Source organism: Microbispora sp. ATCC PTA-5024, from assembly GCF_000511135.2.
GTDB lineage: Bacteria > Actinomycetota > Actinomycetes > Streptosporangiales > Streptosporangiaceae > Microbispora > Microbispora corallina.
Window position 1 is genome coordinate 40155 of the sequence record NZ_KI866527.1, and the last position, 11931, is coordinate 52085.

Annotated in this window: 7 protein-coding genes; 5 read left to right on the plus strand and 2 right to left on the minus strand. The window is 75.5% G+C overall.

Translation table 11 applies throughout. The features are described from left to right. Window positions 1-114: 114 nt before the first annotated feature. The 5 genes from MPTA5024_RS34655 (at window position 115) to MPTA5024_RS34675 (ending at window position 6457) form a co-directional block, all read left to right on the plus strand. Window positions 115-1296: an ATP-grasp domain-containing protein gene (locus MPTA5024_RS34655; protein WP_036332220.1), complete on the plus strand. Its 1182-nt coding sequence runs from the start codon at window positions 115-117 to the stop codon at window positions 1294-1296. Next, window positions 1293-2963 carry an IucA/IucC family protein gene (locus tag MPTA5024_RS34660; protein ID WP_036332221.1) on the plus strand — a complete coding sequence of 557 codons (1671 nt, stop codon included), beginning with the start codon at window positions 1293-1295 and terminating at the stop codon, window positions 2961-2963. Before MPTA5024_RS34655 ends, MPTA5024_RS34660 begins: the two co-directional genes overlap by 4 nt. Window positions 2964-3004: 41 nt before the next feature. Then, the gene (locus tag MPTA5024_RS34665; RefSeq protein WP_036332222.1) at window positions 3005-4633 is read left to right on the plus strand and encodes an IucA/IucC family protein; all 1629 of its coding nucleotides are present in this window, start codon (window positions 3005-3007) and stop codon (window positions 4631-4633) included. 4 nt (window positions 4634-4637) lie between these two features. Beyond that, the gene (locus MPTA5024_RS34670; protein WP_036332223.1) at window positions 4638-5732 is read left to right on the plus strand and encodes an alanine racemase; all 1095 of its coding nucleotides are present in this window, start codon (window positions 4638-4640) and stop codon (window positions 5730-5732) included. Window positions 5733-5863: 131 nt separating this feature from the next. Further along, window positions 5864-6457: a Uma2 family endonuclease gene (locus MPTA5024_RS34675; RefSeq protein WP_036332224.1), complete on the plus strand. Its 594-nt coding sequence runs from the start codon at window positions 5864-5866 to the stop codon at window positions 6455-6457. Between the two features lie 7 nt (window positions 6458-6464). On the opposite strand, the gene MPTA5024_RS34680 is transcribed toward MPTA5024_RS34675, so the two are convergent. Both MPTA5024_RS34680 and MPTA5024_RS34685 read right to left on the minus strand, forming a co-directional pair. Beyond that, the gene (locus tag MPTA5024_RS34680; RefSeq protein ID WP_084370249.1) at window positions 6465-9731 is read right to left on the minus strand and encodes an ATP-dependent helicase; all 3267 of its coding nucleotides are present in this window, start codon (window positions 9729-9731) and stop codon (window positions 6465-6467) included. After that, window positions 9725-11931 (minus strand): ATP-dependent DNA helicase (locus MPTA5024_RS34685; RefSeq protein ID WP_063794839.1); only part of this gene is annotated, 2207 nt, incomplete at its 5' end. The genes MPTA5024_RS34685 and MPTA5024_RS34680, both read right to left, overlap by 7 nt.

An 11931-nucleotide genomic window follows, 5' to 3' on the forward strand; every position in this document is an offset into this window, starting at 1 on the left:
CTTCCACGGGTGGCTCAGGGAACAACGCCGGTCCCCGGGCGGATTCCCGGGCGCGACGGCCGGCCACGGGGCTAGGATGATGCAACTTAGGTTAGCCTTACCTCGGAGGAACGTTTGCGGCTGTACCTCACGGCGCTCAACCCGACCGCCTCGGTGACGGGGGGGTTCCTTCCCGCCGCGGCGGCCCTGGGCTGGGACGTGACGATCCTGACCGACCGGCCCGGCGACTACCCGGACCACGAGGCCCTCGCCGTCGACGTGCGGAACCCTCGCGCCGTGATCGAGGCCGTCGCCGCGCACCACCCGCCCGGCGCCGTCTTCTCCAACTCCGACCACCTCCAGGCCGAGACGGCTCTCGCCGCGGCGTACTTCGGCCTGCCCGCGAAGGACTGGCGGGCCTGCGTCACGGCCAAGAACAAGGCCCTGGCGCGCGCCGCCCTCGCGGCCGTGGACCCCGTCCGGTCCGTACGGCTCGCGCCCGGCGCCCCGCTCCCCGCCGATCTGCCGTACCCGGTGGTGGTGAAGCCCGCGCTGGGCGTGGCCAGCGAGGACGTCGTGCTGGCCGCCGGGGAGGCGGACCTCTCCGCAGCGGTCGCGGACATCAGGACCCGGCGGCCGGACGACGTGCTGGTCGCGGAGGAGTTCCTGGACGGCCCGGTCCACACGCTGGAGACGCTCGGCGACGCGTCGGGCGTCCGGGTGCTCGGCGGCTTCCGGACCACCCTGGGGCCGCTCCCGCACTTCGTCGAGGAGCGGCTCGACTGGGACCCCGCACCGGCGGAGGAGCACGTCCGCCACGTCCTGGCCGCCCTGCGGGCGATCGGGGCGGGCTTCGGCGCCTGCCACACCGAGTACGCCGTCACGCCGGACGGCCCCCGCATCATCGAGATCAACTACCGGCTCATCGGCGACGACTGCGACTTCCTGCTGGCCGACCTCGCGGGCGTCCCCGTGCACGAGTGGATCCTCCGCGCGCACGCCGGGGAGCCCCTCCCCGCCGCTCCGGCCGTCCGCGGGGACGGGGCGCGGCACGGCGCGTCGGTGGCCGTCGTCGCCGGGCGTTCCGGCGTCGTGACCGCGGCCCCGCCCGAGATCGCGCCGAGCGGGGACGAGCCCTGGGCGGGGTACGGCGTGCGGCTGTGGCACCACCCGCTGCGCGCCCCCGGCGACCGGGTCGACCTCACCGGCACCAACCGCGATTTCCTCGGCATCGTCCGCGCCACCGGCCCCGGCCGGGCGAGCGTCGACGCCGCCGTGACGGCGTTCGGGAGGCTCCACCCCTGGACGGTCGCGTGACCCGGGTGCCGGCCGTGGAGCACCACCTGGCGGTCCGCGTGCTGAACGCGCTGCTCCGGGAGGACTACGGCGGCGTCATGTCCCGTCTCACCCACGACAAGGACGGCGTCGCGCTCGTCCTCGCCTCGGGACGCCGCGTGCGGCCGGTCACGGGCAGCCCGTTCCAGGACTTCGCGGTCCCGGCGGAGCCGCTTGAGGAAGGGCCCGTTCCGGGAGAGCCGCCCGCGGGCGGGAGCGCCAGGACAGGGCCACTCGGGCTGGAGGAGGTGCTGCGGACGCTGGAGGCGGTCGCCGACCCGGCCGACGCGGCCGGGGTTTCGGCGTTCGCGGCCGAGTGCCGGGAGGCCCTCGCCGCCGCCGCCCTGCACGCCGCCCATCGGGACGCGGTCGCCGCCCGCCTGCTGCGCGAGGACGGGCCGCGGGCCCGCGGGGGCGCCTCCGGCGTGTTCTACGAGTCGCTGGCCGCCGGGCTCGACCATCCGATCTACCCCACCGGCCGCTGCCGCCTGGGGATCTCCGGCGACGACCTGCTCGCCCACGCCCCCGAGTTCGGCCCGCGGTTCGACCTGGCCTGGGCGGCCGTGCCGCGCGAGCGGGTGACGCCGTCCGAGCCGCGTCTCCCCGAGTGGTGGCCGCAGCCGGGGGACGTCGGGCTCTGCCCACGGCTGGCGGCGACCCATGTGCTCTTCCCCGTCCACCCCCTCACCGTGCCCGTGGTGGACGGGCTGCCGTGGGCCGAGGCCGCCCCCAAGCCGTACCTGACGGTCCGGCCGACACTGTCCATGCGGACGGTCGAGGTCGACGAGCGGACCCACCTGAAGCTGCCGCTGCCCACGAGCACGCTCGGCCTGCGCAACCGGCGGTCGATCAAGCCGGGGACGCTGCGCGACGGCGCCCTGGCCGAACAGCTGCTCCGCGAGATCCTGCGCCGCGAGCCCGGGGCGCGGGTCGTGCTCGCGGGCGAGCAGGAGTACGGCCACGCGGGACACGAGTACCTGGGCTGGCTGGTCCGCCGCCTTCCGGAGGGCGAGAACGTGCCGGTCGCGGCCCTCCTGGCGCGGTTCCCGTCGCCGCCGGGACGCCGGACGACCGTGCTGGAGCACCTCGCCGGCCGCGTCCACGGCGGCGACGTGACGGCCCTGCTGCGCGACTACCTGGGCGTCCTGATGCGCTGGAACGTCACGTTGTTCGTCGAGTACGGCGTCGCCCTGGAGGCCCACCAGCAGAACCTGTCGCTGCTGTTGGGGGACGGCCCGCCGCGGCTGGTCGTGAAGGACGGCGACGGGCTGCTCGCCTCCCCCGACCGGCTGCGCCGGGCCGGGCTCGCCGTTCCTGACTTCGCCGACGAGCGCATGCTGACCGACGACCCGTACGCGCTCGCCGACGTCTTCGTCACCATCACGCTTCACCTGGCGGCCATGGCCGTCGCGCACGGCGCCGTCCCCGGCGCCGCGCCCGGCCTGGTCAGGGAGGCGCTCACCGCCGCCTTGGAGCCGTACGGCGACGACCCGGCGGCCCGGCTGCTGCGGGCGAGGACGCTGGACGCGGCCCGCCTCGTGGGCAAGTCGATGCTGGTCGCCGGCACCCTCGTCGGCAAGGAGCGGACCGGCGCCCGCGACGTGAACAAGTTCTACGGCACGACCGGCCCCAACTACCTCCGCTGGTGACGCCTTCCTCCTCTCCGCCGCTCGAAGGGGCATCTCGACCGATGGACAGCCTCCTGCTCGACCCGCACGCCGCCATGGCCGAGGAGGCGACGCTGGGCGCGCTGCTGCGCTGCTGCCTGCGGGAGCTCGGCGCGGCGGGCGGCCGCGCGTGGTCCGCCGGGCCGTACCTGCTGCTGCGCCTGGGCGGGTCGCTCGTGCGCGTGCGGGCGCGCGGCGGCATCGCCCTGCGGGCCGCGGGACCGGCCGAACGGCTCGTGGGCGGCTCCTGGGCGCCCCTCACCTCCGCGGCGCTCGCCGGCCTCGTGTACGAGGACCTGCGCGCCGATGGCGGCGCAGGCAACGCTGAGTTCGCGGAGCAGGTGGAGGCCAGCAGGGAGGCGGTCGCCCGCATCCTGGCCGCCCGCGACCCGGCGTCCGCGCCGGCCGACCCGTGGCTCGCCTCGGAGCAGGCGCTGGTGACCGGCCACCCGTTCCATCCCTCCCCCAAGGCGCGGTCCGGCCGCGACTGGGAGCGGTACGCCCCCGAGGTGCACGCCCGGTTCCCCCTGCGGCTGCTCGGCGTGCGCGCCGACCTCGTGGCGGAGGAGGGCGACACGTCCGCGCTCGACAGGGCCGCGCTCGGTGCGGTGGTGCCGCCGGGGTATGTGCCGTTGCCCGCGCACCCCTGGCAGGTGGACCTGCTCGCGGCCGACCTGGCCGCGCCGCTCGCCGACGGGCGGCTGCTCGACCTCGGGCCCGCCTCCGGCTCCGTCGTCCCCACCTCCTCCGTCCGTACGGTGTACGACCCGGCGACCGGGACATGCCTGAAGTTCAGCCTGGACGTGCGGATCACCAACTGCGTGCGCAAGAACGCCTGGTACGAGCTGTCGGGCGCAGTCGAGCTGACCCGGCGGCTCGGGCCGGTGTTCGACCGCCTGGCCGGCCGGTTCCCCGGCACGCGGTGGCTGCCCGAGCCCGGCTACCGGTCGGCCGCGCTCGGCACCCGCCTGCTGGAGGGCCTCGGGGTCATCGTCCGCACGGGGCCGTGGGAGGTGTGCGGGCCCGGCGTCACCCCGGTCCTCGCCGCCGCGCTGGCCGCCCCCGGTGGCGACGGGGTGCCCGAGGCCGTCCGGGCCCGGCGGGCGGCCGACCCCACCGGCTGGTGGCGGGCGTACGTCGAGCGGGTGGCCCGCCCGGTCCTCGACGCGTTCTTCCGCCACGGCGTCGTGCTGGAGGCCCACCTGCAGAACGTCCTGGTCGGGATCGACCCCGGCGGCCTGCCGGCCGAGGCGGTGTTCCGCGACATGGAAGGCGCCAAGCTCGTCGCCGGGCGCCACGACCTCGGCGGGCTGCCGCGCCGGGTGGCCGAGGGACTGGCGTACGAGCCCGGCCGGGCCTGGAACAGGGTCGCGTACTGCCTGATGGTCAACACCCTGGCCGAGACCGCCGCCACGGTCGCGGAGACGGCGGGCGGCGACGAGGACCGCCTGCTGCGGGAGCTGTGGGCGGTCGCCCGCGACGTCCTCACCCGGTACGCCGAGGAGCACGCCCCCGGACCGGCCGCGCCCCTCGCCCGCGTGCTGGCCGGGGAGCCGCTGCCCGCGAAGGCCAACCTCGGCGTGCGGTGGGCGAGGGCGGCCGACCGGCACGCCGGATACGTCCTCGTGGACAACCCCTTCCGTGGAGTGTGAGCGAATGATCGAGGTCCCGGAGGGCGTGGCATACGTCGCCCGGTCGCTCGGCGACGTCCCCGCGTACGTCTACGACCTGGCCGCCCTCGACGCCCACACGGCCGCCGTACGGGCCGCGACCAAGGGCGTCGAAATCCACTACGCCGTGAAGGCCAACCCCGACCCCGAGGTCCTGCGCACGCTCGCGCCGCACGTGGACGGGCTCGAGGTGGCGTCCGGCGGGGAGTTCGCCCACGTCAGGTCCGTCCTGCCGGACATGCCGGTCAGCGTCGGCGGCCCGGGGAAGACGGCGGACGAGCTGGCCCTGGCGCCGTCCGCGTACCGGTGGCACGTGGAGAGCCCGGCCGAGCTGCGCCGTCTCGCCGGACCGGCCGACGTGCTGCTGCGGGTCAACCTCGACGTCCCGGTCTCCGGCGCCTCGCTCGCCATGGGCGGCAGGGCCACGCCGTTCGGGATGGACCCCGCCGGCGTCGCCGAGTGCCTCGCCTCGCTCGCCTCGCTCGCCTCCTCGTCCGTACGGCTCCGCGGGATCCACGCCCATCTGGCCAGCGGCCTCGCGGCGCCCGCCCTTCTCGCCCTCGCCGACGCCGTCCTGGCGTACGCCCGCGGTCTCGGCGTCACCGAGGTCAACCTCGGCGGCGGGATGGCGGTCGCGTACGACGACCCGGACGCGCGGTTCGACTGGGCCGCCTACGGCGCCGGGCTGCGGGAGCGGGCGCGGCCCGGGGAGACGCTGCGCATCGAGCCGGGCCGCGCCCTGACCGCCTACTGCGGCTGGTACCTGACCACGGTCATCGACGTGAAGCGGGTCCACGGCGAACGGTTCGCCGTCCTGTCCGGCGGCACCCACCATCTGCGGACCCCCGTGACGAAGGGCCACGACCAGCCGTTCGCGGTCCTCGGCGGAGGCTCCCCCGCGGAGCCCACCACGCTCGTGGGCCGGCTGTGCACCCCCAAGGACGTCTTCGCCCGGAAGGTCCCGGCCTCCCTCGGCGTCGGCGACGTGGTGGCCTTCGCGATGGCCGGGGCGTACGCCTGGAACATCTCCCACCACGACTTCCTGATGCACCCGAAACCGGCGTTCCACCACCTGCGGTGACACGACCGGGAGGGCCTTTCCCCCTCCGCGGAGGAGGTCCTCCCCCCACCCCTTCTGGCCCAGGTGCCCACCTCCACCGATCGCTGCTACGTCGTGACGCTCCCCGCACGATCGACGAGGATGGCGAGCTCATGACCCTGTTCAGGCCGGAACGGGACGAACTGCAGCTCCTGCGGCTCTGCAGGGAGCTCAACGAGGCGGGCCACCGCTGGGAGATCCGCCTGGGGCAGGTCGTCGTGAGCCCGCCGATGGGCAGGAAGAGTGCCGACATCGTCGACCGGCTCTGCGACGTTCTGTACCCCCTGAAGCCGGCCAACGGCTGGCGTCTCTATCAGTGCTGGGGGGTGCACATCCCGCCGCTGCCCGATCTCCGGCTGCCCGACCTGATGGTCGCCCCGGATGTCGTCGAGCAGTACGACGACATGCGAATCCGTGGGCACAGCGCGCTGCTGGTGGTGGAGGTGTGCTCGCCCGGCGGCACCCGGGTCGTCGACTGGCGGGAGAAGCCGCTGGACTACGCGCGGGCCGGGGTCCCCCTCTTCATGATCGTCGATCCCGTGGCGGCTCCGCGCACGGTGACGCTGATGAGCGGCCCGCTCCCCGATCTCGAACCCTTCGACACGCGGCAGCCGTACCAGGAGGTCGTCATCGCGGAGGAGGGCGAGGCGCTGGAGCTGCCCGAGCCGTTCGGGATCAAGATCGAGACGGGAGCGCTGTTCGGCTGACGCGAGGTCACTCCTCTGGGACCCGGTGGATCAGCGCGGTGAGGCCGTTGGCGTCGAGGAGGTCGACCGGGCGGACCGTCTCGTTCGAGCGGACGTAGTGGAAGGCCGCGCCCACCTTCGCCAGCGGCACGCCGGCGAGCGCCGCCCAGGCGATCCGGTAGGCCGCGAGCTGGATCGAGGCCGTCTCCGCGGCCCTGCCGTGCGGGCGTTCGCCGGTCTTCCAGTCGACCACCACGTAGCCGTCGCCCTCACGGAAGACGGCGTCCATCCGGCCGCGCAGCAGCCGGTCGGCGATCATCGTCTCGAACGGCACCTCCAGGTCGAGCGGCTCCCTCCCGGCCCACTCGCTCTCCTCGAACCGCTCCTGCAACTCCGCGAGCTGGACGTCGGCCTCGGACGGCTCGTCGGCCGCCCCGGGCAGCTCCAGCTCGTCCAGCAGGCGCTGCTGGCCCCACCGTGACTCCAGCCACCGGTGGAAGGCCGTGCCCCGGCGGGCCAGCGGCGCCGGCCTGCGCGGCACCGGACGGCGCACCTGCCGGGCGAACGCCGACGGGTCGCTCGCCAGCGTGACCAGCGACGACACCGTCAGCCTTGACGGCAGGTCGACCACCGCGCCGCCGCGGCGGCGGCTCGCCTCCCGCTCCCGCAGCAGCAGATCGGTGTCCCGGGCCCAGGCCCGCATCCGCTCCCGGTCGCGCTCCCTCAGCTCGGCCCGCCCGTCGGGCCCGGTCGCCGTGTCCTGCTCGCCGGCCAGGCCCAGCATGGCCTCCTCGACGAGCCGGGCGCCGTCCAGCACCGGCTCCCGCACGGGCACGGCAGGCCAGGCCGCCTCCGGCGGCTCGGCGAGCAGCGGGTTCTCCAGGGCCTCGCCCTCGTCCCAGCGCACCACCCGGGCCCCGGCCTCGCGGACCTCGACCAGGAACTCGGACGGCTCCAGCGGCTTGGACGACGACCCCCACCGGTACCCGGACGCGATGAGCAGGTAGTGGGCCCGGGTCACGGCGACGTAGGCCAGGCGGCGCTCCTCCATGAGGTCCCGGTCGCGGCAGCGCTCCTCGAACTCCCCGAGCGCCTCCTTGCCGAGCCCCGTCAGCTCGGGCAGGTCGGTCCGGTCCCCTCGCAGCGGGTACGGCAGCTTGCGCGGGTTCTCCGTCCAGCGGGAGTTGGTGACCGGGGTGGCGGGGAACACGCTTCCCCTGGCCAGCCCGCCCTTCTGCGTCGTGAGCTGTGACAGCCCCGGCACGACGACGACGGGCCACTCCAGGCCCTTGGACGCGTGGACGGTCATCAGCTTGACGCTGTTGGTGTCGCCGACCCGACCGGCCTCCAAGCCGAACTCCTCGGTCTCCGCGGCCTTGACGTACGCGAGGAACGCGCCCAGCGTCGGGTCCTCGGAGTCGCCGGCGAAGCGGGCCGCCGCGTCGAGGAAGGCGTCGAGGTCGGCCCGGGCCGCGAGGGGGCTGCCGCCCCGGGCGGCCACCTCGACGTCGAGGCCGAGCCGCCGCTCGACCTCGCTGATCAGGTCCGGCAGCGGCTGCCCGGCGTGGGCGCGCAGCGTGCGCAGCTCCAGCGCGAGGGCCGGCAGCCGCACCCGCGCGACCGGTGAGAACGCCTCCAGCCATGCGGGCCGGTCCGGCAGCTCGTCGAGCGCGTCGACCAGGCTGCCGCGCTCCTCCGCCAGGTCGGCCACCGCTTGGTCGAGCGGGTCCCCCTCGCGCGGCCCGCGCCGGATCTCCCGGTTGAGCTCCCTGGCGCACTCGCCGAGGACATTCAGATCGGCCGGGCCGATCCGCCACCGTGGCCCGGCGAGCAGCCGGACCAGCGCGTCGCCCGCCGTCGGGTCGTACAGGGTCCGGAGCGTGGCCACGATGTCGGCGACCTCCGGGACGGTGAGCAGGCCGCCCAGTCCGACCACCTCGACCGGGACGCCCCGCGCCTCCAGCGCCCGCCGCAACGCGGGGAACTGCGCGCGTTTGCGGGCGAGGATCGCCACGTCCTGCGGCTGCAGCGACGGCACGAACTGACCGCGTTTGAGCCGCTCGCCCTCGCCCCACGGCAGGCCGTCGGGCGCGCCGTCGACCCCGAGCATCCCGGCCACGCCCTCGGCGATCCACTCGGCCTCGTCCTCGGCCGTGGGGTGGAACGCGCAGATCACCCGGCCGCGCCCGGCCCGGTTCGCGCCCGGGACGAGGACGGGCACCTGCCGCGCCTCGCGGCGCAGCGGCGCCTGGACGCGCGCGGCCACGTCCAGCACCCGCTCGCCGTTGCGGAAGCTGACCGACAGCTGCCGTACGGGAGCGGGGTCGCCCGAGGCGGCCGGGAAGTCCCGCGGGAAGCGGGACAGGTTGCCGGCCGACGCCCCGCGCCAGCCGTAGATCGACTGGCAGGGGTCGCCGACCGCGGTCACCGGGTGGCCGCCGGCGTAGAGGGCCCGCAGCAGCACGAGCTGGGCGTGGCTCGTGTCCTGGTACTCGTCGAGCAGCACCACGGAGAACCGGGACCGCTCGGACGCCCCCACCTCCGGGTGCCGGGAGGCGATCCGGGCGGCCAGCGCCATCTGGTCGCCGTAGTCGATGACCTCTCGGCTGCGCTTGAGCCGTTCGTACGCCTCGACCAGCGGTAACAGCTGCTCGCGCATGGCCTGGGTCTTGACCGGCCGCTGCTGGGCGAGCGTGGTGCGGCCGGGGACCTCGGCGAGCCGGTCGCGCAGCCAGTCGCCGACCTCGCGGACCTCCCCGGGCCCCCGCAGGTGCTCGGCCATCTCCCCGGCGAGCTCCAGCACGGCCGCGGTGACGCTCGGCGGCGCGAGGTCGACCCGGTCCATCGGCCCGTCGTACCGCCCTACCACCCGCGCGGCCATCTGCCAGGCGACGGCGGGGGTGACCAGGCGCATGGTGGGCTCCAGCCCCTCGCGCAGCGCGTGGTCGGTCACCAGCCGGGCCGCGTAGGCGTGGTACGTCGAGATCGTCGGCTCGGTGTCGAGCAGTTCCGCCTCGACGAGCCCGGCGGCGGCCAGCCCGTCGAGCCGCCTGCGGACGCGCTCGGTGAGCTCGGCGGCGGCCTTGCGGGTGAACGTGAGGCCGAGGATCTGCTCGGGGCGCGCCAGGCCGTTGGCGACCAGCCACACGACCCGGCCGGCCATCGTCTCGCTCTTGCCGGACCCGGCGCCGGCCACCACGACGGCGGGCTCCAGCGGCGCCTCGATGACGGCCGCCTGCTCCGGCGTGGGCGGGAGGATCCCGAGCCTGCCCGCGAGCTCGCCGGGACTCAGCACACCTGTCCTCCGTTGTCGTTCACCGGGCAGGCGATCTTGGCGGCGCACGTGCGGCAGCCGTCGTTCACCTTGGCGACGAACACGTTGGCGGACATGCCCGCGGCCACGGTCTCGACCAGATCCTGCGCCCAGCCGGGCTCGGGGTCGTCGCCGAGCGCCCGCTGCGCCTGCTCGCGCGCCACCTCGGAGACGCCGGCCGCCTTGCCGACCTGGACGAGCGACGCGCCTCCCGGCTCGACCAGCCCGTGGCGCTTGAACGCGCCCAGCAACGTGGCGAGCTGGTAGACCCCCAGCTGCGGATGCCGGTCGATCTCCTCGTCCTTCGGCTTGGAGCCCCCGGTCTTGATGTCGATGATCACGGCCCGGCCGTCGCCGTCGCGCTCCACCCGGTCCACCCGGCCCTTGATGTGCACGCCCTCGGACACCACCGCCGTGAACGACTCCTCCTGCGCCACCAGCTCACGGGGGTTCTGCTTGTGCCACCGGACGAACCGCTCGACCATCTGCTCGGCGACCCTGCGCTGCTTGCGGTTGAACCAGACGCCGCCGAAGTCGAACTGCTCCCACACGTCGTCGAGCCGCTTGGCCAGGTCGGGGCCGTCCTCGGCGGCCAGGACGGCGATCGCGTGGATGACGGTGCCGAGGCTCTGGGTGACGCTCGTGCTCCCCGCGCCCACGGCCGTCTCCAGCACCCAGCGCAGCCCGCACTTGGTGAAGTTCTCCACGGCGGACGGCGAGATCTGCACGATGTCGTCCGGCCACCCGAGCGGCCGGTCGTCGGACAGGGGGGTCGTGGCGTACCACTCCCCGGGGCTCGCGCCCTGCACCCCCGCCTGGGCCAGCCGGGCGAGGTGCGCGGCGGCCTCGCGGCGCACCGGCTCGGGGCGGGTGGCGTCGCAGACCGCCGCCCGCAGGTCGGCGACGAGGGCCGGCATGCTGAGCCAGCGCGCCCGGTCGTCGACCGTGGCCTCCTCGACGCCGCCGGGCAGCAGTTCGGTGAGGAACCGGGAGGGGCGCTCGTCGGTGTCCTCGCCTCCGACCGCGGTGACGACGAGCCTCCTGCGGGCCCGGGTGGCGGCCACGTAGAACAGCCGGCGCTCCTCGGCCAGCAGCTTCGATGCGAGCGCCGCCGCCGCGACCTGCGTGGTGTCGAGCGCGGTCCCCGCGGCCAGCTCGACCAGCGTCTCGGTGCCGAGCAGCGACCCGCGCAGCCGCAGGTCGGGCCACAGCCCCTCCTGGACGCCCGCGACCACGACCACGTCCCACTCCAGGCCCTTCGACCGGTGCGCCGTGAGGATCCGTACGGCGTCGCCCTCGGGGGCCGTCTCGGCGAGGGAGTCGCCGGCGATCTCCTGCGAGGTGAGGTCGTCGAGGAAGACCTCCACCCCCGCTCTGGGAAGCCGGTCGGTGAAGCGGGCCGCGTGGTCGAATAGGGCCACCACGCCGTCGAGGTCGCGGTCGGCCTGGGCTCCCCGTGAGCCGCCGTGCAGGCTCGCCTCACTCCAGCGCTCGGCCAGGCCGCTCGCCTGCCAGACCTCCCACAACACGTCCTCCGCGCCGCTGCCCCGCCGTACGGCGTCCCGGGCCGTCTTGAGCAGGCGGGCGACCCGCTCGGCGGGCGCCCCGACGTGCGGCTCGACGGGGATCAGCTCCCGGGCGTCGCGCAGCGCGGCGACCAGCAGCTCGTCCGACGAGCGTGGGGTGAACGGCAGCGTGGGCTGGCCGCCCTCCCCGGCCTCCAGGGACGCGGCGGCGGCCTCGTGCTCGGCGATCCGCAGTGCGCGGCGCAGACGGCGCACGCCGATCATGTCCGTGCCGCCCAGCGGGCCGGTCAGCAGCTCCTCGGCGGTCGCCACGTCGAGCGACGACGGCCGTACGGCCACGGCGAGGAGCGTGATCAGCGGCCGCACGCCCGGCTCCTGGACGAGCGGGACCTCGTCGCCCGCGACGACCACCGGCACCCCGGCCGTGACCAGGGCGCGCCGCAGCAGCGGCACCTGGACGGCGGCGCTGCGCACGAGCACGGCCATCCGCGACCACGGCACCCCGTCGAGCAGGTGGGCGCGGCGCAGCGTGTCGGCCACCACGGCGGCCTCCTGGCTCGCGCTGTCGGCGAGCAGCACCCTGACCTCGCCCGGGTCCGCCTCGGGCAGCGGCGTCAGGTCGCGGTGCCCGCCCGCGGCCCGGCCGCCCGCGGACG